A 21,308-nucleotide genomic window follows, 5' to 3' on the forward strand; every position below is an offset into this window, starting at 1 on the left:
AGGAACGATAATGCATCAACAAGTTTATCACAGCAGTGAGATACAAGCTTGGGAACAGCGCTGGTTTGACGATCAAAATAGTGCTTTTGGTCTTATGCAGCAAGTTGCTTGGATGATGGCACAAGAAATCATCACAATTCTTCAAGGTATTGAAAAAAAGAAAATCCGTATCGCAGTCTGCTGCGGCAAAGGAAATAATGCAGGGGATGGTTATCTTGTTACGTACTATTTAGCACAGCACTCTTTATCACGACATTGTTCATTCAACCAAAATCTAGAAATCGATATTTTTTCTTTTTCACAAGTCGATCATCACTCGGCTGACTCCTTGCAGAGTGCTTATAAAATGAGTCAATCCATACCACTTAAGCCGTTCACCGATCTGAACCATTGTAAGGGTTATGATGTCTATATTGATGCATTGTTTGGAATTGGAATTAATCGTACTTTAAGTGAAGACTGGCAGAGAATTATCCATCATATTAATGAGCAAGACGGCGTCAAAATTGCGATTGATATGCCGAGCGGTTTAGATGCAAATACAGGTCAACCATTACCAATGGCTATTCATGCTCAGCATACGCTTACCGCACTCGCATATAAGGTAGGGCAATTTGTAGGGCGTGCACAGGATTTTATAGGACATCTAAAACTCATTCCCATTTTACCATGTGACTCAGATTTAAAACCTGTGGCCCGATTAAGCCCAGTCAAAACAATTTTGCCGCGACGACACTCTACAGGACATAAAGGAACGTATGGGCATGTGCTCGTGATTGGCGGTCATGCACAAATGGGAGGTGCGGTGATTATGGCGGCTGAAGCTGCATTTGCCGCTGGGGCGGGTAAAGTCACGATCGTGTGTGATGCTAAACATCATTCAGCAATTTTGTCACGATCTCCCAATGTAATGGTGCAGGATATTAATCGTTTCGATCCATCACAACGAAAAAATTTGCTACAGCAAGTCGATTCGATTTGTTTTGGAGTGGGGTTGGGACGTGATGATTGGGCAGCTGAGCAATATGATCAATGGATGAGTATTCTGTCCTCTACGAACAAACCTACTGTACTCGATGCTGATGCATTGTGGTTCTTATCTGAAAAGCCCATTCGACTCAATGAGAGAACTTACGCAACGCCACATCCTGGTGAGGCTGCAAAACTTTTACACTCTAGCGTGGCGGAAGTTGAGCATGACCGCATCAAAGCAATTAAACGATTACAAACACTGTATGCTGGTGAATGGGTATTAAAAGGTGCAGGAAGTTTAACGATTGACGCGCAGCAAACTATTTGGATTTGCACCCAAGGTAATCCAGGAATGGGTACAGGTGGAATGGGGGATATCCTTGCAGGAATGATTGCTAGTCTTAAAGGACAATTGTCTAATTCTATTCAACTTCATGAAATTGTTAACTTACATGCCATGGCAGGTGATGTATTGGCTCAACAGGGTGAACGTGGTTTGTTAGCTCAGAATATGGCTCAAGCGATTTATCAAATAGTAAATCTAAAATAAAATTCAGGGATAGATATGCGATATTTAAAATTAACGATACAAGGTCTTGTTCAAGGGGTCGGATTTCGTCGCTGGTTTATGGAACAAGCCTTAAAGTTGCATTTAACTGGTTACGTTAAAAATATGGATAATGGGGATGTGGAAGCTATCATTGTTGGCACATATAAAGATGTAAATGACATGATCAAACTGGCCATGGCAGGGCCTCATAATAGTAAAGTTAAGCAAATCTTCTATGAAGACTTAATTGACATCAAAGAGCGTGATTTCGATAACTTTCAAATTCGCCAATAAGTGCATTGAGTGTCGAGAGACTTTTAACGTCGACGACTACTGCTGCGGCTTCGTCCACGTGCCATTCCACCTAAAGCATTTAAAACAGCCAATTTACTCATACTGCCAGAGGCATGTGCATGGCAAATTGCTGCGGCAAGTGCATCTGCAGCATCGGCTTGTGGTTTAATACTTAAATTAAGTATGCGCATAACCATCATTTGAACCTGTTCTTTATCAGCAGCGCCATAGCCAACAACAGATTGTTTAATTTGACGCGCAGTATATTCAGCCACTTGTAGATCTAAATTGACCAATGCCGCTATAGCTGCACCGCGTGCTTGACCAAGTTTTAAGGCAGAGTCAGGATTGACCGCCATAAATACCTGTTCCACAGCAGCTTCGGTAGGACCATGAAATTTAACGATTCTTTCAATGCCTGAAAAAATTCGTTTTAGACGCTCAGGCATGTCAGGTGTTTCAGTGCGAATTGTTCCAGCATCAACAAAAGTGAGTTTTTGCCCCTCTTTTTGAATAATACCGTAACCTGTTAGACGTGAACCAGGATCAATTCCGATAATTAATGACATTCCATGACTTTAAAAATAAAATAATGCCCATATTGTTACATAAGCGTATGAAAAAAGCTTGATACAGATTGAGCAGATGATTACGACCCTATATTTAAATTTTTGAGATTAGATTACATTTCATGAAATTAGCTCTTATTGTTTTAATCGGTATAGTCCTTGAAATCTTCGTATGGGTCGGTGTGGGTGATCTAGTCGGAAGTATGTGGTATGTATTCTTCTGGTTTATTGCTGCATTCTTTATTGGTTTAAATATGGTTCGTTCTCATGCATCAGGTTTAATGCCACAGATGCAGCAAATGCAACAAGGTCATATGAGTGCTGATCCGAATTTGACCAATAACTTACCTAAAATTATTGCGGGTATTTTCCTTTTGATTCCGGGGTTAATTTCCGATCTATTCGCCTTACTTATTCTAATTCCACCTGTTCAAACAGCATTTAAAGCGGTGATGATGAAAACCATGATGAAGCGTCAGCAAGCCATGATGGAAAAAATGATGGGTGGTATGATGGGAGATATGGGCGGCATGGGTGGTCAAGCAAATGGTCAGAATCCATTTGCAGATTTAATGCGCCAAATGCAAGAAATGCAAAGCCAGCAGCACGGTCGTGGTTCAAATGACTCTACTATCATTGATGGTGAAGCAAGAGAAATTACACCTGAAGCAAAGAAAATTGAAATGAAAGACGTTAATCAAAAGTAAATTGCGCATGTTCAAAACCAGATGTAATGTCTGGTTTTTTTATTTTTGTATCTCGATTTTCCTAAAAAACAGTATAATTCAAACAATTTTTATTCATTTTTGATTTATGTCTCTATTACTTACCATCTGTGTCCTACATCTTGTTGCTCAATTGAGTCCTGGACCTGATATTTTGTTGATTGCCAAATGCGCAGCGTCAACCACAATCGCAAACACGTTGAAAGTTATTTTAGGTATTTCTATTGGAATTTTATTTTGGGTGATTTTAACCTTATCAGGTTTTGCACTTTTGATTGCCCAATTCCCATGGATTCAACAAGTCTTAATGTTAGTCGGTGGTTTATTTTTGGCAAAAATGGGCTGGGCGATGCTAAAGGGTGGTTGGCAAACCTATAAGTCTTTCAAACTTGATGCAATTGATGAAAATCAGTTACCTTTAAAAGCTGAAAAATACTTTCTGATGGGGTTGTTTACAAACCTATCCAATCCTAAAACACTGATTTATTTTAGTAGTGTATTTTCACTTGCCTTAACTGCTTCAGCACCAGAGATGTTGAAAATACAACTGGCAGTCATTATTCCGATTCAAACGTTTTTAACCTTTACGTTTTTGATGGTCGTTTTAGCACGACCTAAAATTAAACAGCTCTACCAGCGTTCAGGGCATTACATAGATATGGCATCGGGTGGTCTATTTTTGATCTTTGCAGTCGGGTTGTGGATAGATGCGCTTATTTTGCTTAACTGAATCCTGATCTAACTCTTCTGTTTGAGTCAGAACGAGCGTGTCTTGCTGATAACGTCTTGGTCGCAAAGTTGCTTCAGTATTTTCAGAACCTTGATAAGAGCGACTTCTGTTTGCTCTTTCTCTCAAGCCGCCTTTCTTAATTAATTGAACCATCGTCATATCATCATTTTTTAACTACGTTTATTTTACTTCAATTTATGATTTCCATGCGGATATGATGGGCGAGTGCGTGAATAAAATATGGATAATCTCTAGAAGAAAAAAGAATGATAGAGCAGGTTGTCAAAAAAAATTCATATAGATATCTGATAATACAAGATATTGAATGAAGACATAGATGGTTGCTGTTTTATAGCTACATCTGAGGTTGATTATTGGTGAAGGCTTATATAGTATAAATATTAGCCTCTAAGGTGATGTAGATAAAAATAAAAAGACAGTCAAATCGGGAGGATGAGTATGCTGTATCAGTATCATTGTGCGTGTTGCGACAAGGTGGTTGCTTCGACAGACAAAGTGTGTTCTGAATGCGGATCACAAAATATCAGAACACCTTATGGTTTTTGGATATTTTGTATCATTGCGTGTTTAGCCGCAGCCATTGTGTTTAAAGTGGCCCATTTATATTTACAAGATAACCAAAATGTCCCTGTGAAGCAGTCGTTTTTGGACACGCTTCATCAAAGTGATAAAGCAAATTGAATCTATAAAAAAGCCCACATCAATGTGGGCTTTTTTATTTGGAAATTACAAACCAGCTGATGCTTTAAGCGCTTCAACCTTGTCTGTCTTTTCCCAAGTGAATGCAGTATCAGAACCTTCACGACCAAAGTGACCATATGCAGCAGTTTGCTTATACATCGGTTGAATGAGATTCAACATACGTGTAATACCATATGGACGTAAATCGAAATGCTCTCGTACCAATGCAATAATCAATTCTTCAGAAACCTTAGCAGTATTGAATGTATTGATTGAGATAGATGTTGGTTCAGCAACACCAATCGCATAAGACACTTGAATTTCACATTTATCGGCTAGACCAGCGGCAACAATATTTTTTGCAACATATCGACCAGCATAAGCAGCAGAGCGGTCTACTTTAGATGGATCTTTACCAGAGAAAGCACCACCACCGTGACGAGCCATACCACCATATGTATCTACAATGATTTTACGACCTGTTAAACCACAGTCACCGACTGGACCACCAATCACAAACATACCAGTAGGGTTGATGTGGAATTTGGTATCCGCATGGAACATATCTGCTGGAATTACTTTTTTCACGATTTCTTCAATGACAGCTTCTTTTAAATCAGTCTGTGAAATCTCAGGATCGTGTTGAGTCGATAATACGACCGCATCTAAACGAACAGGTACGCCATTTTCGTATGCAAAAGTCACTTGGCTTTTCGCATCTGGACGTAACCATGGCAAACTTCCGTTACGACGAAGTTCTGCTTGTTTTTCCATAAGACGGTGCGCATACGAAATAGGAGCAGGCATTAAAACATCTGTTTCGCGACTCGCGTAGCCAAACATTAAACCCTGATCGCCAGCACCTTGATCTTCAGGTTTTTGACGATCTACACCTTGAGCAATTTCAGGAGATTGTTTGCCAATCATGTTGATGACAGCACAAGTTGAACCATCGAAACCTAAATCAGAATGATGGTATCCAATGCCATTTACGGTTTGGCGTACAATTGCTTCAAAGTCTACATTTGCAGTTGTTGTGATTTCACCTGCAAGAACAACAGCACCTGTTTTTACAAGCGTTTCACAAGCAACCCGCGCATATGGGTCTTCTTTTAAGATTGCATCCAAAATAGCATCACTGATTTGGTCAGCCATTTTATCTGGATGGCCTTCGCTTACAGATTCTGAAGTAAATACAGCGTACTCGCGCATAAGTCCTATCACAGTTATTTCTAAAGACGCAATATGGTACATCGACTTAACGTTAAGGACTAGCTTAACCTGACTAAAAAGCATGAATTTATGTCATTTTTGTGTTTTTTTAATTGATATCATCATCTGTTAAATTGATAAGTGAAAACTTTTGTATAAGACTTATTCTTTTTAAGACTGAGCTGAAATAAAAAACAGCTTAAGTGGGTACGAAAGAATGTGAATACATGATTCAACATCAGTACTTTAAAAAAAGGCCAAGCCACTAAAAAATATTGGATTGAATTGAATATTGATAAAACCGACTCGCATTGTATGAATTTTTTCGCTTTAGGGCTGAAATATACGTTTCTGGGCTTTACGCTGTTTGATTTTTTTAAGACAATACACCCAGTTTTTGAATTTTATTCATTTCCCATCTTTAATTTATCGGACACTGATCTATGACAACCCCGCTGAATGAACGTCGCATTGCTAACGCAATTCGTGTACTTGCAATGGATGCTGTGCAAAAAGCAAATTCTGGACATCCAGGTGCACCAATGGGGATGGCTGATATTGCTGATGTTGTATGGCGTCAATTCTTAAATCACAATCCGACAAACCCTCAGTGGGCTAACCGCGACCGTTTTGTATTATCAAATGGTCATGGCTCAATGCTTCAATATGCATTATTACATTTGACTGGCTATGATCTTTCAATTGAAGATTTAAAAGCATTCCGTCAATTGCACTCAAAAACACCGGGTCACCCAGAATTAGGTTATGCACCTGGTATCGAAACAACCACTGGTCCATTGGGTCAGGGTATCGCGAATGCTGTTGGTTTTGCTTTGGCTGAAAAAACCTTAGCAGCGCAATTCAACAAAGAAGACATTAAAGTCGTTGATCATTTCACTTACTGTTTCTTAGGTGACGGCTGTTTAATGGAAGGTGTTTCTCATGAAGCATGTTCATTGGCAGGTACTTTGGGGCTAGGTAAATTAATTGCTTACTATGACGACAATGGTATTTCAATTGATGGTGAAGTAGAAGGTTGGTTCTCTGACGATACAGAACAACGCTTCTTAGCTTATGGCTGGCAAGTATTGAAAGTTGATGGTCACGATGCAGATGCATTACGTGCGGCAACTTTAGAAGCGAAAGCTGAAACGAAGAAACCAACAATCATTATCTGTAAAACGATTATTGGTTTAGGTTCACCAAACAAACAAGGTAAAGAAGATTGCCATGGTGCACCACTGGGTAACGACGAAATCGCATTAGCACGTGAAGCGTTGGGTTGGACTGAAGGTCCATTCGAAATTCCTGCTGACGTTTATGCTGCATGGGACGCGAAAGAAAAAGGTCAACAAGCAGAAGCAGCTTGGAACGAAGTATTTGCACAATATGAAGCAAAATATCCAACTGAAGCGGCTGATCTTAAACGTCGTTTAAGCGGTGAATTACCTGCTGACTTCGTTGCAAAAGCGGATGCGTATATTGCTGAAGTAAACGCAAAAGCTGAAACCATCGCAACACGTAAAGCAAGCCAAAATGCAATCCAAGCATTTGCCCCAATGCTGTCTGAAATCTTAGGTGGTTCTGCTGACTTAGCAGGTTCTAACTTAACACTTTGGAAAGGCGCACAAGGCGTTCAAGACAATGCTGCAGGTAACTACGTACACTATGGCGTACGTGAGTTCGGTATGACTGCAATCGCAAACGGTGTTGCACTTCACGGTGGGTTCATTCCTTACGTAGCAACATTCCTCATGTTTATGGAATATGCACGTAACGCAGTACGTATGTCTGCATTGATGAAACAACGTGTGATTCATGTTTACACACACGATTCTATTGGTTTGGGTGAAGATGGTCCAACACACCAACCAATTGAACAAATCGCATCTTTACGTGGTACACCAAACCTCAACACATGGCGCCCATGTGACACAGTTGAAGCAGCAATTTCTTGGAAATCTGCGTTAACACGTTCTGAAGGTCCAACTGCGTTGATCTTCTCTCGTCAAAACTTAGCATTCCAAACACGCACAGAAGCACAAATTGCTGATGTTGCGAAAGGTGGTTATGTATTGGCTAAAGAAAAAGGCGAATTGAAAGCGATTATCATTGCAACAGGTTCGGAAGTTGCATTGGCAATGGAAGCTTATGCACAGCTTGAAGGTGTGCGTGTTGTGTCTATGCCATGTGCTGAAGAATTTGTTAAGCAAGATGCTGCTTACCGTGAGTCAGTTCTTCCATCTAATATCCGTGCGCGTGTAGCGGTTGAAGCGGCGCATGTTGACTACTGGTGGAAATTTGTAGGTCTTGATGGTCGTGTGATTGGTATGACTACGTATGGTGAATCTGCACCAGCGAAAGATTTGTTCCAACACTTTGGTATTACGACTGAAGCAGTTGTCGCAGCAGTGAAAGAAATTACTGCTTAATTCTTAGAATTAAGTGTTTTAAAAGGCGTCCCAACTGTGGGGCGTCTTTTTATTTTTATGTATCTAGATAGATAGATTCATTCCCTAAATTTCAAATTAGAAGTGAGTAGCGCAATGAGTTTGTATGAGCAAATTAGTGATGAAATTACTTTAATGGATGCGGGTGAGCAAAAGTGGATTGGTGAAGACTTACCACTTGAAGCGATGGTAGCAGTAGAATTATTGCTACAAGATATGGCTGAAGAGAAAATCATTAAAGTACGTCGAAAAAATCGTGAAAAAACTTCAGGATTAAAACAGATTGATCGTATTCTGATTGAAAAGCTTTAACAGTCATAAAAAAGCCTCTTATGAGGCTTTTTTATTATCCTATTTTTATTATTTTACAGTTAATTAGCCGTAGTTTCTGACACGGTAAAATTTAATTTTGGATCAGCATTTTGTTGAATTGTCCATTCACCACTTACTCTGAAAGATGCTGCTGAAGCATAAGTATCTTCCATAAACTGGAAATACGTGATTAAGCCATCTTTAACTATTGCTTTAATTGAAAAAGGTGAAGTAAAAGTGCGCTTAGCGTAAACAGATGTATAAGTAAATTGACCGAATACAGCCACTGTTTCATCTTCAGCTAAAATATCTGTGATTTGAAAATCATCGATCGTCCAATAAGTTCCGACATTAGAAAAAGTATAAATGTAGACATCACGACCTGTAGAAGTACCAGCCCAAGGTTCAATTTGTTTAAGTTCAGGATTATTAAAATTTAGCGAAGTATAAATGGCATCTTCAGCCACTAACTTTTCTGAAGCAATCGCTACTCTTGATTTATCAGTATTATATAAAAAAGCCAATACGACATCTTTAGGTGCTTTAGTTTTAAGCGCTTTATCAATCGCTTGTTGTTGTTCACTCATCATTATTCTCCAGTTCAAAGTGGTAATTTTAGTATTATAAATGAGACAAAATATTAGTATATTGTATAAATGTTTAATTTAATCTCATATTTAAGATATGTGTTGATGTTAACTGCTTATTAGGAGAAAGCTTAAAGATGAAAAACATGATCTATACACAAGTGATAGTCATAATCTGATCAAATTGATTTGATGAAAGTGACACCTTCTTAAGGTGCGTTCTAATCTTGCAACAAACTGTTCTATCTGTACTGATGCAAGAATTTCAGAATGCTATACATTATTCACTATCCATTTCATAAATGTTTTAAAAAATTTGAGGAAAAATTGATGAACTTTAAAACAATAGCGTTAAGTGCCGTAGTGCTTTCTGTAGCAACAGTTTCATTTGCTAAACCAGTTGAGTATAAAATTGATCCAACTCATACAGCGACAGTATTTACTTGGGATCATTTTGGCTTTTCTACACCATCAGGTAATTTTAGCGATATCCAAGGAACGATCAAAGTAGACAATGAAAAGCCTGCGAATTCAGCGGTGAATGTCACAATTCCACTTTCAAGTATCAATACAAATGTCAGAGCATTAGATGAACATTTATTGAAACCAGATTTCTTTGATGCTGAAAAATATCCGAATATCACTTTTAAAAGTACTAAAGTTCAACCAAATGGTAAGAACAAGTATAAGATCACAGGTGATCTAACGATTAAAAATGTTACTAAGCCTGTCGTACTAGATGCTGTTTTGAATAAACAAGCTGAACATCCTATGACGAAAGCGCAGTCTATTGGTTTCAATGCAACGACTTCATTTGACCGTTCTGCATTCGGTGTAGGCGCATATGTGCCTAATGTAGGCGACAAAATCACGGTGAATATTACAACAGAAGCTTCAGTCGCAACTGATAAGAAATAATATTCTTCAAAAAAGTACATTTTAGAAAGCACCTACGGGTGCTTTTTTAATCACGATTAAAAATTAAGAAACATCCAAAACTGATAAAAATACTACCTGTTATAAGATCAATCTTCTTGCTGATTTTTTGATATATTATGTTTACTTGTTTAGCAGAAAAAATAAAAGCAACTATCGCAAACCAAATCAAGCTTTCAATAAAAATTAATATTAACAGTGAACTCTGCTGTATCAGAGTTACATCACTATTCATCGCAAGCGCAAAAACACTACTGAAGTAAACTAATGCTTTAGGATTTGCCATATTGGTGAGAAAGCCTTGAATGAGTAAAGAACTATATTTTTTCTTGACTATGGCTTTTGTAACGTAAGCTGAAGCAGGTTCTAATTTCGTTAGCCCTGATTTAAAGAGTTGAATGCCTAAATAAATGAGATAAACCCCTCCTAAAATCATCATAATTGTTTGGAGCCAAGCCATTTTTTGGAATAGATAGTGTAATCCACTCATAGCACAAATTGCCCAAACTAAAATACTAAGAGAAATTCCTAATGCTGCAAAAAGTGCATGTATGCGAGACTGTCGAACCGCACTTTGCGTGACAAATAAAAAATCTGGTCCAGGACTAATAAGTGCAAAGAAATGAATGATGGCTAAACTGAACAGTGGTGACATTTATATCTTCATTATAATTTTTGGATATTGAATTTAGGTATAGCACAATCCAATATCCTGATCTACAGTTGGGTTGAAGGCAATCAAATCAAAATCATTTAATCTGTTCAATAAAACGGCTTAAGATTGAGCCTGCCACAGATTCAAGTTTTTCAGCATAACGATGGTTATCTGCACGTAATTGAGTAATATCTATACCCGCTTTACGCAATTCGCAAGTATGACCAATCAACCATTTCTCTAAACTATCTGAGGTCACTTCAGGATGGAACTGGAGTGCTAAAATATTAGATCCAACTTGAAAAGCCTGATTTTTATAAATTTGAGTGCTCGCCAGAAGTTTCGATTGCGCGGGAAGATCAAAGGTATCACCATGCCAATGCAAAACTGGTACACCATTTAAAGAATTTAGAACGTTGTCTTGTTCATTTATAATATCTACTGTACTCCAGCCAATTTCTTTAGTGTGGCCAACATATACTGCACCGCCCAAGGCTTTTGAAATGAGTTGAGCACCTAGACAGATGCCAAGCGTAGGGCGTTGAAGTTTTAATCTTTCTTTAAGTAAGTCTATTTCTGTTTGTAGGAAAGGGTAATCTTCTGTCTCATAAACACCAATCGGTCCACCCAAAATAATGGTCAGACCTTCGTACTTTAAGGCTACTGAAAGATCATCCACACCTGCATCAAAATATCTGACCCGATAACCCAGTTGATATAGTGTCTCCTCAAAAGAACCTAGATCTTCAAAGGCTAAATGCTGTATTGCATATACTGTTTCAGGAAGCTTTCTCATGATGTGACGTTCTTAAAAGAATGATAAGGAAATTATAGAGCTTTTGGGACTAAGGTTTCGTCCATAAAACAATATAAAACGATTTATTTCGCAATCTCTTTTTTTAATAATTTCTTAAGCATCGCTAGACTAGAATTGAGAATATCTTTTTTTAAGCGTTCATCTTGAACTCCACGCGCTAATAGTACGGAGCCCACCATTTGACAGAGTATTGCCCAAGCGAAATCAGGTTCTGGAGCATGCTGCGCAAATAGTTTGTAACCACGCTGAAGTTCGTTTTCAAAACATTGTTTAATGTCAGCATCAGCGCGTGAAACTTCAGCAGCAAGCGAGGGTAAAACACAGCCTTTTTCTGGGTGTTGAACGTGTAATAGAGAAAGATATCGGTTCATTTCAAAATCTAACCAAGATTCTGGATCTTGATGAGGATTCATTTCCCACTGTTGAATACTTGCTCCAATTTCAGATTCGATTAAGGCTTTAAATAAGTCATTTTTTGAAGAAAAGTGAGAATAGAAAGCACCGCTGGTCATATTTGCAGCGTGCATAAAACCATCAACCCCAGTATTGTTAAAACCTTGTTTTTTTGCAAGTTCACCACTGGTTTTTAAAATATCACGACGTTTTTCTTCTTTATATCCTGCTTTATATCTCATATTGAATATTCAATAACCATTGACTGTGCATCAAAACTATAACATAGTGATCGTTATAATAACGAGCGTTATTTAATGGAGCAATGATGAGCGATCAGCAGTCAAAAATTAATTATTCAGAAGAAAAATCAACACATAACAAGGTCGCACTGATCATTGGTGCAGGAGATGCCACAGGCAGTGAGATCGCAAAACGCTTTGCACGAGGTGGATATACTGCTTGTATGACTCGACGCAATGCAGACAAGCTTGCACCTGTCATCCGAGAGATTGAAGCACACGGTGGTAAAGCTTATGGATTTGCTTCAGATGCAAGAAAAGAAGATCAAGTGATTCAACTGATTGACACAATTGAACGTGACATTGGTCAGATTGAAGTATTGGTTTTTAATATTGGAGCAAATGTGCCGTGTAGCATTCTAGAAGAAACAGCACGTAAATATTTTAAAATCTGGGAAATGGCTTGTTTTAGTGCTTTTTTAAATGGTCGTGAAGTCGCTAAACATATGGTAGCAAGGCAGCGCGGCACTATCATTTTCACTGGTGCAACAGCAAGCATCCGTGGTTCAGCATATTTCAGCGCTTTTGCTAGCGCTAAACATGCGTTAAGAGCCTTAGCCCAAAGTATGGCAAAAGAGTTAGGGCCTCATAATATTCATGTTGCGCACATCATTATTGATGGGGCGATTGATACTGATTTTATTAAAGATACTTTCCCTCATTTGTATGAAAAAAAACAGCATGACGGTATTTTGAATCCTCAACATATAGCTGATAACTATTGGCATATTGCTCATCAACCACGAGATGCTTGGACACATGAATTGGATTTGCGACCATGGTCTGAACAGTGGTAATCATATTTAATAAGGATAAGACATGACTACACAACAACAAAAAGTTGAATTTTATTTCGATCTTGGCAGTCCATTTAGTTATTTGGCTTTTTATAAGCTACAAGAAATCACCAAAAAATATAATGCATTGATTGATTACACACCAATTTTATTGGGTGGAATTTTTAAATCGACTGGTAACAAGAGTCCAATTGAGGTGCCTGTTAAAGGGATCTATTCAATGCAAGACTTAAATCGTTGGTCAGATTATTATCAGATCCCGATGCAGATGAATCCATATTTTCCAATGAATACATTGACTTTAATGCGTATATTAACGGCAGTGAAAATCTATCATGATGAATATTTTGAAGTGATTTTGACCAAGCTTTTTGATGCGATGTTTAGAAAGCCCTTGAATTTAGCCGATCCAGAAGTTCTGATAAATTTATTTCAAGGTGATGCAATCGACGGTCAGCAACTTTTGGATTTAAGCCAAGATCCGGTGGTAAAACAAAAATTGATTGATGAAACAAACAATGCCGTACAACGAGGGGTGTTCGGAGCACCTACATTTTTTTTGCGGGAAAATATGTACTGGGGGCAAGATCGCTTGCATTTTGTAGAGCGCGAATTACAAAAATAAGTGAAAAAGAAATTAAATTGAGACTCAGCTAAATTTATTAAAAATATTGATGTGATATAACGAATAAGAGAGTACGAAATTAACAGCTTGAGGGAGTCACGATGATCCATAATGTTTTAGCTTACGCAGCGCTTGATTCTAAAAGTCCATTGGTTCCATATACGTTTCAGCAACGTCAAGCTCGCCCCGATGATGTCATTATTGATATTGAATACTGCGGTGTATGTCATTCTGACTTACATCAAGCGCGTAATGATTGGGGTTTTAGTCGTTACCCAATTGTACCTGGTCATGAAGTAATTGGTCGCGTAAAAAGCATCGGAGCATCGGTAACGAAGTTTAAGGTTGGAGATCTCGTCGGAATCGGGTGTATGGTAGATTCATGTCGTACTTGTTCAGCTTGTCACCAAGGTTTGGAGCAATATTGTGAAGCTGGCAATACACAAACGTATGGTAGTTTAGATCGCCATGATCAAACACCTACTTATGGTGGCTACGCACAAACGATCATTGCGAGCCAAGATTTTGTATTGAAAGTACCTGAAAATTTAGATACTCAATCCATTGCACCCATCTTATGTGCAGGGATCACGACATGGTCGCCGTTAAAACATTGGAATGTCGGTAAAGGCTCTAAAGTGGCTGTTGTTGGACTCGGTGGTTTAGGTCATATGGCGATTAAACTTGCTCATGCGCTTGGTGCAGAAGTGACTTTATTTACACGATCAGCAAATAAAGAACAGGATGCACGTGATTTAGGTGCAGATCATGTCGTGTTATCAACAGATCCAACACAAATGAAATCAGTGAAAAATCAGTTTGATTTAATTATTGATACTGTGCCTTATGATCATGATCTAAAGCCTTATATTCCGACACTTGCATTGAGTGGGACACTAGTATTGGTAGGCTATCTAGGAGAATTTAGCAGCAATTCCGTACCCATGATTATGGGAAGAAAATCAATCGCTGGATCGGTGATCGGTGGGATTCAAGAAACTCAAGAACTACTTGATTTTTGTGGTCAGCACAATATCGTGTCAGATGTTGAAGTCATTGATATGCAAAATATTAATGAGGCATTTGAGCGAATGCTTCAAAGTGATGTGAAATATCGTTTTGTGATTGATATGAAAAGTCTACAAGCCAGCTAATCCATTAAACTCCTGTAGCAGAAAAGAAGCGGCAATCTGCCGCTTCTTTAGCTTTTGTTTTAGAAGAAACCCATTGGTTTAGTAGAGTAACTCACCAATAAATTTTTAGTTTGTTGGTAATGATCCAGCATCATTTTATGATTTTCACGACCAATCCCTGATTTTTTATAACCACCAAAAGCAGCATGAGCAGGGTAGATATGGTAGCAATTTGTCCAGACTCGACCTGATTGAATTGCACGTCCTGCACGATATGAAGTATGCGCTGATCGTGACCAAACACCAGCACCTAATCCATAAATGGTGTCATTGGCAATTTTGATAGCATCGTCGAAATCTTTAAATGTTGTCACAGCCAAAACTGGTCCAAAAATTTCTTCTTGGAATGTTTTCATGCTGTTATTGCCTTTGAAAATCGTCGGCTCAATATAAAAACCTTGTCCAATTTCTTCACGTGCTTGACCACCTGTAAGAATTTGAGCACCTTCTTCACGACCTGTCGCAATACAACCTAAAATTTTATCTTGTTGCTCTTGCGAGGCTTGAGCACCAATCATGGTTTCTGTATCAAGTGGATGTCCTGTTTTAATTCGCTTCACGCGCTCTACAGCCATCTCTAAGAATTTATCAGCAATACTTTCCTGGACTAAAGCGCGTGATGGACAAGTACAAATTTCTCCCTGATTCAGGGCAAACATGGCAAAACCTTCAAGCGCTTTATCTAGATATTCATCATCCTTATCCATGATGTCTTCGAAGAAAATATTTGGAGATTTGCCACCCAGTTCTAATGTCACTGGAATAATGTTTTCGGTGGCATATTGCATAATTAATTGACCAACCGCAGTTGAGCCAGTAAATGCAATTTTTGAAATACGTGGATTTGTGGCAAGAGGGCGTCCTACTTCAACACCATAACCATTGACGATATTCAGCACACCTGGTGGTAAAATATCTTGTATCAGTTCAACTAAAACTAGAATACTGACAGGAGTTTGCTCAGCTGGTTTTAAGACAATACAGTTCCCCGCTGCTAATGCAGGCGCAAGTTTCCACGCCGCCATTAAAATCGGAAAGTTCCATGGAATAATCTGTCCAACGACCCCCAACGGCTCATGAAAATGGTAAGCGATAGTATCTTCATCGATTTCTGAAATACCACCTTCTTGTGCGCGGATACAGCCAGCAAAATAGCGGAAATGGTCAATACACAGTGGAATATCTGCAGCTAAGGTTTCACGGATAGGTTTACCATTGTCCCATGTTTCTGCCACAGCAAGTAATTCTAGATTCTCTTCTAAGCGATCTGCTATTTTTAATAAAATGTTAGAGCGAGTTGTTGCAGACGTTTTGTTCCATTCAGTTTTAGCGGCATGAGCTGCGTCCAAAGCGAGTTCAATATCCTCGACTGAAGAACGGGGAACTCGAGTAAAAACTTTCCCATCTACGGGAGAAAGATTATCAAAATACTCACCTTTTACTGGAGGAACCCATTTCCCACCAATGAAATTTTCGTATTGTGCTTTAAATTGAACTTTAGAATCTGGTTGATTGGGATCAGCGTAGCGCATAGTGTCCATCCTTTGGTTGTGCTGTAAAGTTATGGAAAATATCTTCGTCTTTGGTATTAGATATCTTCTATTATTGATGAGTTAACATAACCACAATAAGGTTGGAAAAAGGTTGGAATGATGAAGGTTTACAACTGATCAACAAATACTATAACTATAATAAGTACAACATATGCATATTGGGAAATGTTGAGATAATAAGGAATGAACTCAATGCAGACTCTTATCAAGCAAAGACAACAAATAGAAACACTTAGAGAGAAAATCAGTCTTTCAACTGTACAGGCGAAACAACTTGGTCAGCATATTTTAAAGTCTTGGCAAAGATCGAAGTTGGCAGAAATTCCGAAAGAGCGAATGGTAGCGCCGTTGATCACAACGAGTACTGTTGAAAGTAACAGCCTAAATCAAGCATTGAAAATATGTGAACAAGAGTTAAAACATGTTGCACAACAATCATCTATGGTACTTGCGGTAGGCGATATCAACAGCACCATTATTTGGACGGAAGCTAGTCAACAAATGCGTAAGGCTGCAGAACGTGTTCACTTTATTGAAGGCGGTCAATGGCGGGAGGAAGTGGTTGGAACCAATGCTTTAGCATTAACCTTGAAAACTGAAAAATCAAGTTGTGTGTTTTCAAATGAACACTATATGGAGTCTATTCATGATTGGGTGTGCTATGCAGCACCAATTGTTGATCCATTTTCGAAGCAACTCATTGGTGTATTAGATTTATCAACGACATGGGATCATCACAATAGTTTTGGACTACTCGCAGCAGAACGTTGTGCATCTTTAATACAATCAGCATTACTGAATTATCAACGCCAACATTTATTTATTCGTACCTTTGGAATTCCTCAAGTCATATTTAACGGACGTACCTTGGTGGTTACACCTAGACAGATTGAAATTTTGACAATATTGGCATTATGTCCTCAAGGGCTTAGCTTAGATTCGCTTCATCAAGCTTTGTATGGGGAGCGAAAGGTAAGCATGGGAACTTTAAAAGCTGAAATGTCGCAGCTTCGGGATTTATTGGGTGGAATGTTAGGCTCAAGACCCTATAAATTACTGGCTCATATTGAGGCTGATTTCCTCCGAATCGAAAATGCTTTAGACGTTGGATTTATTGATAAAGCTTTACAGCAGGTCAATGGTGTAATGCTCGCAAAAACAGAAAGCCCATTCTTATGTTCTTGGCGAAATTGTTTAGATTCGCGTTTGAGTGAAGCAATTTTTAACTATTGTGATGTTGAAGTGCTTTTAAAATACATTGCACGAAATCCTGATGCAGTTGATGCAATGGAGCGTTTAATGGAGTTGTCACCGCAAGATTATTCAACGCAACAACTTTTACAGCACTATCGTAATTGAGCCGAATTAAAGTAAAACACAACGGCCTAAAGCATATTCTTCGTATTGTTAACGTATTTTATCCTCATTTATTTATACCTACAAAAATTTAACGCCGCCGTTCCTGATGTAATGCACTATCAGATTCGATTGAGAATCAAAGAGTAAAAAAGAGAATCTGAAGTGTATCCAGATTCTCTTTTAGATCTAGCAACTCAAAAGTTTACATTGCAGCTTTAAAAATGTTGATGACTTGTTGGAGATCTGCTTTACGTGGGTTAGTGAGCATGCAGGCATCTTTTTGTGCATTTTGAGCCATCACTTCTAAATCTTCCTCTTTAACCGAAAGCTCTTTTAATCCTGTTGGAATGCCAATAGATTGAGAGAGGATTTTTATCGCATCAATTGCTGCATATGCAGCTTCATTAATGGTTAATCCTTCAATATTTACACCCATTAATTCAGCTATTTTGGCATAACGATCAGGGCAGGCAATTAAGTTGAACTCACAGACATGTGGGAGTAAAATCGCGTTACACACACCATGCGGAAGATTATAAAAACCGCCTAATTGGTGAGCCATGGCATGTACATAACCTAAAGAGGCGTTATTAAATGCCATGCCTGCCAAATATTGTGCATAACTCATTGCATCACGTGCTTCAATATTCTCACCATTAGCAACCGCAGGACTCAGCCATTGACTGATCATGCTGATGGCTTTTTCAGCACAGGCATCTGTAATTGGATTTGCTGCTGTTGAAACATAGGCTTCGACTGCATGAGTAAGCGCATCCATACCTGTTGCAGCTGTCAATGCTGCAGGTTTTGCGATCATCAGTTTAGGATCATCTATGGCAATGAGTGGAGTGCAACGCCAATCGACGATTGCCATTTTTACATGAGTTTCTGTATTGGTAATAATACAGAAACGCGTCATTTCCGAAGCAGTTCCTGCAGTTGTGTTGATTGCAATAAGAGGTGTCATCGGAACGGTACTTTTATCGATTCCTTCATAGTCGCGAATGTGCCCACCACCTGCAGTCACTAAACCAATACCTTTAGCACAATCATGTGAAGAGCCACCACCTAAAGAAATAATAAAATCACAAGCATTATTATTGTAGGCTTCCACACCATCGTGAACATTAATATCAGTCGGATTAGGCTCAGCACCTGCAAATATGTAGCTCTCCACTTGCGCTTCTTTTAAATAGCCAGCGATGATATCTGCGACACCAAATTTGTATAAACCTGCATCAGTCACAATCAGTGCTTTTTTAGCGCCCAAATTTTGAGCTTTGCTTCCAACTTCTTTAGCACTACCTGGTCCGAAAAGTGAAACACAAGGGATATAAAACCCGTTTGTTTGGTCTGCAATATTTTTAAAAGCCATGGTGAGATTCCTTTTACCATTTATTGTTGTGTTCGGCGATATTTACCGTGTTTGCAGTATTGGACACGCTTGAGAAGATGTGTACCTACCAAATACCAACCCAATTTCTCCATGGCTCAAAACAAGAAACAGAAAGCAAGAAATAATATTTCAAATGGGTGAAAAGGAGATTGGTCGCAAAGGTCTGTGAAGAGATGGGAAGGTTGAAGAATAGAAATATTGTATGACCAAGAGAAAGTCCATTCAGCTTGATCAATACACATTAACAATCAAGACCAGTAAAATGAGGTCTTAGATGAACAGAATTTAGAGATTTTTTGAAGCAAGCCAAGCGAAGAGTTGGTCATACACTTGCTGACGAACCAGCTTTTTTGAAAGAACCAAATCATGCAGGCCATCTTTAATTGTCATTACAGTGACATCACCTTGTAATCCTTTTGCATATTTTTCGATGGTTTTTACATCTAAAATCACATCAGAGGTCTGAACATCAATATTGTATTTCTTCGGATTGGTCGTGCGACTTGAGTGCATAACAAGGAGCGGAACTGAAATTTTAGGACCAGATTGAATTTTCTGTTGTGCTTTCACAACAGCACCAATAAAACTCAAATACACTTTGGTGTAGGTTTTAGGTTTAAGCTTGAGATCAAAACTCCATTCACCGTTCAAATTTTCGTGCAAACTCTTCACGTAAAACTTATTTAATTCACTTGGTAATTGCATCAACGGAAATTGCTGAGCTAATTTTGCAATCATTGGAAGCGCATATTTCTTTTTTAATACATTCATATTGAAATCATAAAATGGGCTGTTGGCCCAGATTGCTTTAATCAATGGATGATCAGGGTGTCGAATTGAAAAATAAGTGGCAGTTAAACCGCCTGTAGAATGACCGCATAATAATACCGATTCATTTCCTTCACTTTGAATTGTATTCAATGCGGCATGAATATCTTCATCATATTCGGTTAGGTCTTTCACAAAATAAGGTTTTTGATGCGGAAGTAGTGATCTACCGTATTTTCTAAGGTCAATGGCGTAAAACTGAAAACCTTGGGCATTAAATTTTTTCGCCATTTCTTGTTGAAAGAAATAATCAATAAAGCCATGGATATACAGTACAGCTTTAGTTGATGGAATATCTGATGGACGACGTACTAATGTTGCAATAACCTCACCATCATAATCAGGCGAAAATTTGAAAATATGTTGCTCAAATTTTTCACCTAAAATGTCGGGTTGGTATTGTAGCGTGGTCTCAGCACTCATTTTTTCGATCATCTATTGATTCATTCCCTGATTCAAAATTGTTTATATTGACTATAAATATTCTTTTAAAAGTTGTTCTGTCTCGTCAAACAATCGCTGAGCTAAACTACGATTCTTCGCATGTGCAGATTGAAAAGCTGGTGTTTGCAAACTTTTGTATTGACCTGTTTTCTTAGACCATTCAGGTGATAACGCAATTTGATGAATAAGATTTGCTGGTTTGTTGGGTGAGATTAAGAACAATTTTAAAGCGCGATATTGATAGTTAGGAAGCTCGCGATAAATTTCGGAATCCACACCACCTGGATGAATTGCATTACTGGTGATAGATGTGCCTTTGAGCTTTTCAGCTAAGGCATGACTAAATAGTAAATTTGCTAATTTACTATTTCCATAGCTGAGTACACCGTTATATTTTTTAACAGAATGAAATTTAAATTGATGTGTGTCAATTTTACCCAGAACATGCATCATGGATGCAAGATGAATGATACGGCCTGAAGGCGCGTTTTGAAGTAAAGGTAACAATTGTATTGTCCACACAAAATGTCCTAGATAATTGACACCTATTTGTTTTTCAAAACCATTAGCCGTTTCTTCTAATTTAGGCGTGATTAGACCTGCATTGTTGACCAAAATATCAATCTGTGAATATTTTTCTTTTAAAGTTTGTGCTGCAGATTTGACTTGATTTAAATCATTTAAATCTAATTCTAAAATATCAATTTGACCATGACCTTTGGTGCTGATTTCTGCTTTAGCTTTCTGAGCTTTATCCAAATTACGACAGGCAAGTACGACATGATGACCATCTTCAACAAATTTTTTTGCTGTCGCTAATCCAATTCCTGTATTTGCACCTGTAATCACCACTGTTTTCATTATTGTCTCTAAAGTTCTTAGTATGAGATTGTTTTAATACAGTCAG

General features: G+C 38.3%; 23 protein-coding genes. 12 read left to right on the forward strand and 11 right to left on the reverse strand.

What is annotated here, in order from left to right:
* The first annotated feature begins 10 nt into the window (after nucleotides 1–10).
* A complete protein-coding gene (locus AC1M9B_RS02340; protein WP_481608455.1) occupies nucleotides 11–1,522 on the forward strand; it encodes an NAD(P)H-hydrate dehydratase in 1,512 nt (503 codons plus the stop codon).
* Between the two features lie 15 nt (nucleotides 1,523–1,537).
* Nucleotides 1,538–1,816, forward strand: a complete 279-nt coding sequence (locus tag AC1M9B_RS02345) for an acylphosphatase (RefSeq protein WP_092766403.1) — start codon at nucleotides 1,538–1,540, stop codon at nucleotides 1,814–1,816.
* A gap of 23 nt (nucleotides 1,817–1,839) precedes the next feature.
* On the opposite strand, the gene ruvC is transcribed toward AC1M9B_RS02345, so the two are convergent.
* On the reverse strand, nucleotides 1,840–2,385 hold the full coding sequence (gene ruvC, locus AC1M9B_RS02350; RefSeq protein WP_035263804.1) for a crossover junction endodeoxyribonuclease RuvC: 546 nt from the start codon (nucleotides 2,383–2,385) through the stop codon (nucleotides 1,840–1,842).
* A 122-nt stretch (nucleotides 2,386–2,507) separates the two neighbouring features.
* Between ruvC and AC1M9B_RS02355 the strand changes: the two genes are divergently transcribed.
* Nucleotides 2,508–3,092: an FxsA family protein gene (locus tag AC1M9B_RS02355; protein WP_035263802.1), complete on the forward strand. Its 585-nt coding sequence runs from the start codon at nucleotides 2,508–2,510 to the stop codon at nucleotides 3,090–3,092.
* Between the two features lie 106 nt (nucleotides 3,093–3,198).
* Nucleotides 3,199–3,840: a LysE family transporter gene (locus AC1M9B_RS02360; RefSeq protein ID WP_481608456.1), complete on the forward strand. Its 642-nt coding sequence runs from the start codon at nucleotides 3,199–3,201 to the stop codon at nucleotides 3,838–3,840.
* Here AC1M9B_RS02360 and AC1M9B_RS02365 read toward each other — a convergent pair.
* The gene (locus AC1M9B_RS02365) at nucleotides 3,784–3,993 is read right to left on the reverse strand and encodes a hypothetical protein (RefSeq protein WP_035263798.1); all 210 of its coding nucleotides are present in this window, start codon (nucleotides 3,991–3,993) and stop codon (nucleotides 3,784–3,786) included. The genes AC1M9B_RS02360 and AC1M9B_RS02365 overlap by 57 nt on opposite strands.
* A gap of 306 nt (nucleotides 3,994–4,299) precedes the next feature.
* Here AC1M9B_RS02365 and AC1M9B_RS02370 point away from each other — a divergent pair, with 306 nt between their 5' ends.
* Nucleotides 4,300–4,542 carry a hypothetical protein gene (locus tag AC1M9B_RS02370; protein ID WP_035263796.1) on the forward strand — a complete coding sequence of 81 codons (243 nt, stop codon included), beginning with the start codon at nucleotides 4,300–4,302 and terminating at the stop codon, nucleotides 4,540–4,542.
* 45 nt (nucleotides 4,543–4,587) lie between these two features.
* Here the strand turns inward: AC1M9B_RS02370 and metK are convergent, their stop codons facing one another.
* Nucleotides 4,588–5,754 carry a methionine adenosyltransferase gene (gene metK / locus AC1M9B_RS02375; RefSeq protein ID WP_035263794.1) on the reverse strand — a complete coding sequence of 389 codons (1,167 nt, stop codon included), beginning with the start codon at nucleotides 5,752–5,754 and terminating at the stop codon, nucleotides 4,588–4,590.
* Nucleotides 5,755–6,197: 443 nt separating this feature from the next.
* On the opposite strand from metK, the gene tkt reads away from it, so the two are divergent.
* Nucleotides 6,198–8,186 carry a transketolase gene (tkt, locus tag AC1M9B_RS02380; protein ID WP_481607447.1) on the forward strand — a complete coding sequence of 663 codons (1,989 nt, stop codon included), beginning with the start codon at nucleotides 6,198–6,200 and terminating at the stop codon, nucleotides 8,184–8,186.
* Between the two features lie 114 nt (nucleotides 8,187–8,300).
* Complete coding sequence (locus AC1M9B_RS02385; RefSeq protein WP_035263790.1) at nucleotides 8,301–8,516, forward strand: hypothetical protein; 216 nt, start codon at nucleotides 8,301–8,303, stop codon at nucleotides 8,514–8,516.
* A gap of 59 nt (nucleotides 8,517–8,575) precedes the next feature.
* Here the strand turns inward: AC1M9B_RS02385 and AC1M9B_RS02390 are convergent, their stop codons facing one another.
* On the reverse strand, nucleotides 8,576–9,103 hold the full coding sequence (locus AC1M9B_RS02390) for a nuclear transport factor 2 family protein (protein ID WP_035263788.1): 528 nt from the start codon (nucleotides 9,101–9,103) through the stop codon (nucleotides 8,576–8,578).
* A gap of 330 nt (nucleotides 9,104–9,433) precedes the next feature.
* On the opposite strand from AC1M9B_RS02390, the gene AC1M9B_RS02395 reads away from it, so the two are divergent.
* The gene (locus AC1M9B_RS02395; RefSeq protein WP_481608457.1) at nucleotides 9,434–10,021 is read left to right on the forward strand and encodes a YceI family protein; all 588 of its coding nucleotides are present in this window, start codon (nucleotides 9,434–9,436) and stop codon (nucleotides 10,019–10,021) included.
* Nucleotides 10,022–10,067: 46 nt separating this feature from the next.
* Here the strand turns inward: AC1M9B_RS02395 and AC1M9B_RS02400 are convergent, their stop codons facing one another.
* The 3 genes from AC1M9B_RS02400 to AC1M9B_RS02410 form a co-directional block, all read right to left on the reverse strand.
* A complete protein-coding gene (locus AC1M9B_RS02400) occupies nucleotides 10,068–10,694 on the reverse strand; it encodes a LysE family transporter (RefSeq protein WP_481608458.1) in 627 nt (208 codons plus the stop codon).
* Between the two features lie 94 nt (nucleotides 10,695–10,788).
* The gene (locus AC1M9B_RS02405) at nucleotides 10,789–11,490 is read right to left on the reverse strand and encodes a glutamine amidotransferase (RefSeq protein ID WP_481608459.1); all 702 of its coding nucleotides are present in this window, start codon (nucleotides 11,488–11,490) and stop codon (nucleotides 10,789–10,791) included.
* An 83-nt stretch (nucleotides 11,491–11,573) separates the two neighbouring features.
* Entirely contained in the window at nucleotides 11,574–12,146 is a 573-nt protein-coding gene (locus tag AC1M9B_RS02410) for a TetR/AcrR family transcriptional regulator (protein ID WP_481608460.1), read from the reverse strand.
* Between the two features lie 86 nt (nucleotides 12,147–12,232).
* Here AC1M9B_RS02410 and AC1M9B_RS02415 point away from each other — a divergent pair, with 86 nt between their 5' ends.
* The 3 genes from AC1M9B_RS02415 (at nucleotide 12,233) to AC1M9B_RS02425 (ending at nucleotide 14,782) form a co-directional block, all read left to right on the forward strand.
* Nucleotides 12,233–13,003 (forward strand): SDR family oxidoreductase, encoded by a 771-nt coding sequence (locus AC1M9B_RS02415; protein WP_481608461.1) that lies wholly within the window; start codon nucleotides 12,233–12,235, stop codon nucleotides 13,001–13,003.
* Between the two features lie 22 nt (nucleotides 13,004–13,025).
* On the forward strand, nucleotides 13,026–13,628 hold the full coding sequence (locus AC1M9B_RS02420; RefSeq protein ID WP_481608462.1) for a 2-hydroxychromene-2-carboxylate isomerase: 603 nt from the start codon (nucleotides 13,026–13,028) through the stop codon (nucleotides 13,626–13,628).
* Between the two features lie 101 nt (nucleotides 13,629–13,729).
* The gene (locus tag AC1M9B_RS02425; RefSeq protein WP_481608463.1) at nucleotides 13,730–14,782 is read left to right on the forward strand and encodes an NAD(P)-dependent alcohol dehydrogenase; all 1,053 of its coding nucleotides are present in this window, start codon (nucleotides 13,730–13,732) and stop codon (nucleotides 14,780–14,782) included.
* 59 nt (nucleotides 14,783–14,841) lie between these two features.
* Here the strand turns inward: AC1M9B_RS02425 and exaC are convergent, their stop codons facing one another.
* A complete protein-coding gene (exaC, locus tag AC1M9B_RS02430) occupies nucleotides 14,842–16,353 on the reverse strand; it encodes an acetaldehyde dehydrogenase ExaC (protein ID WP_180027767.1) in 1,512 nt (503 codons plus the stop codon).
* Between the two features lie 204 nt (nucleotides 16,354–16,557).
* Between exaC and AC1M9B_RS02435 the strand changes: the two genes are divergently transcribed.
* Nucleotides 16,558–17,733, forward strand: a complete 1,176-nt coding sequence (locus AC1M9B_RS02435; RefSeq protein ID WP_481595370.1) for a sigma-54-dependent transcriptional regulator family protein — start codon at nucleotides 16,558–16,560, stop codon at nucleotides 17,731–17,733.
* A 202-nt stretch (nucleotides 17,734–17,935) separates the two neighbouring features.
* On the opposite strand, the gene mdh is transcribed toward AC1M9B_RS02435, so the two are convergent.
* The 3 genes from mdh to AC1M9B_RS02450 form a co-directional block, all read right to left on the reverse strand.
* On the reverse strand, nucleotides 17,936–19,108 hold the full coding sequence (gene mdh, locus AC1M9B_RS02440) for an iron-dependent methanol dehydrogenase (protein WP_035263769.1): 1,173 nt from the start codon (nucleotides 19,106–19,108) through the stop codon (nucleotides 17,936–17,938).
* 306 nt (nucleotides 19,109–19,414) lie between these two features.
* Nucleotides 19,415–20,380, reverse strand: coding sequence for an alpha/beta hydrolase (locus AC1M9B_RS02445; protein WP_481608636.1), 966 nt, complete (start codon nucleotides 20,378–20,380; stop codon nucleotides 19,415–19,417).
* Between the two features lie 51 nt (nucleotides 20,381–20,431).
* A complete protein-coding gene (locus AC1M9B_RS02450) occupies nucleotides 20,432–21,262 on the reverse strand; it encodes an SDR family oxidoreductase (protein WP_481608464.1) in 831 nt (276 codons plus the stop codon).
* Nucleotides 21,263–21,308: the final 46 nt, after the last annotated feature.

It is taken from the genome of Acinetobacter sp. ANC_7513 (genome assembly GCF_056779915.1).

Bases quoted from the DNA above. Each gene is read 5' to 3' on its own strand.
- AC1M9B_RS02370 (WP_035263796.1), top strand. From the start codon at position 4,300: ATGCTGTATCAGTATCATTGTGCGTGTTGCGACAAGGTGGTTGCTTCG.
- AC1M9B_RS02390 (WP_035263788.1), bottom strand. From the start codon at position 9,103: ATGAGTGAACAACAACAAGCGATTGATAAAGCGCTTAAAACTAAAGCA.
- exaC (WP_180027767.1), bottom strand. From the start codon at position 16,353: ATGCGCTACGCTGATCCCAATCAACCAGATTCTAAAGTTCAATTTAAA.
- AC1M9B_RS02425 (WP_481608463.1), top strand. From the start codon at position 13,730: ATGATCCATAATGTTTTAGCTTACGCAGCGCTTGATTCTAAAAGTCCA.
- AC1M9B_RS02405 (WP_481608459.1), bottom strand. From the start codon at position 11,490: ATGAGAAAGCTTCCTGAAACAGTATATGCAATACAGCATTTAGCCTTT.
- AC1M9B_RS02445 (WP_481608636.1), bottom strand. From the start codon at position 20,380: ATGAGTGCTGAGACCACGCTACAATACCAACCCGACATTTTAGGTGAA.
- ruvC (WP_035263804.1), bottom strand. From the start codon at position 2,385: ATGTCATTAATTATCGGAATTGATCCTGGTTCACGTCTAACAGGTTAC.
- AC1M9B_RS02435 (WP_481595370.1), top strand. From the start codon at position 16,558: ATGAACTCAATGCAGACTCTTATCAAGCAAAGACAACAAATAGAAACA.
- AC1M9B_RS02355 (WP_035263802.1), top strand. From the start codon at position 2,508: ATGAAATTAGCTCTTATTGTTTTAATCGGTATAGTCCTTGAAATCTTC.
- AC1M9B_RS02400 (WP_481608458.1), bottom strand. From the start codon at position 10,694: ATGTCACCACTGTTCAGTTTAGCCATCATTCATTTCTTTGCACTTATT.
- AC1M9B_RS02410 (WP_481608460.1), bottom strand. From the start codon at position 12,146: ATGAGATATAAAGCAGGATATAAAGAAGAAAAACGTCGTGATATTTTA.
- AC1M9B_RS02395 (WP_481608457.1), top strand. From the start codon at position 9,434: ATGAACTTTAAAACAATAGCGTTAAGTGCCGTAGTGCTTTCTGTAGCA.
- AC1M9B_RS02385 (WP_035263790.1), top strand. From the start codon at position 8,301: ATGAGTTTGTATGAGCAAATTAGTGATGAAATTACTTTAATGGATGCG.
- AC1M9B_RS02415 (WP_481608461.1), top strand. From the start codon at position 12,233: ATGAGCGATCAGCAGTCAAAAATTAATTATTCAGAAGAAAAATCAACA.
- AC1M9B_RS02340 (WP_481608455.1), top strand. From the start codon at position 11: ATGCATCAACAAGTTTATCACAGCAGTGAGATACAAGCTTGGGAACAG.
- tkt (WP_481607447.1), top strand. From the start codon at position 6,198: ATGACAACCCCGCTGAATGAACGTCGCATTGCTAACGCAATTCGTGTA.
- AC1M9B_RS02450 (WP_481608464.1), bottom strand. From the start codon at position 21,262: ATGAAAACAGTGGTGATTACAGGTGCAAATACAGGAATTGGATTAGCG.
- AC1M9B_RS02365 (WP_035263798.1), bottom strand. From the start codon at position 3,993: ATGGTTCAATTAATTAAGAAAGGCGGCTTGAGAGAAAGAGCAAACAGA.
- mdh (WP_035263769.1), bottom strand. From the start codon at position 19,108: ATGGCTTTTAAAAATATTGCAGACCAAACAAACGGGTTTTATATCCCT.
- AC1M9B_RS02420 (WP_481608462.1), top strand. From the start codon at position 13,026: ATGACTACACAACAACAAAAAGTTGAATTTTATTTCGATCTTGGCAGT.
- AC1M9B_RS02345 (WP_092766403.1), top strand. From the start codon at position 1,538: ATGCGATATTTAAAATTAACGATACAAGGTCTTGTTCAAGGGGTCGGA.
- AC1M9B_RS02360 (WP_481608456.1), top strand. From the start codon at position 3,199: ATGTCTCTATTACTTACCATCTGTGTCCTACATCTTGTTGCTCAATTG.
- metK (WP_035263794.1), bottom strand. From the start codon at position 5,754: ATGCGCGAGTACGCTGTATTTACTTCAGAATCTGTAAGCGAAGGCCAT.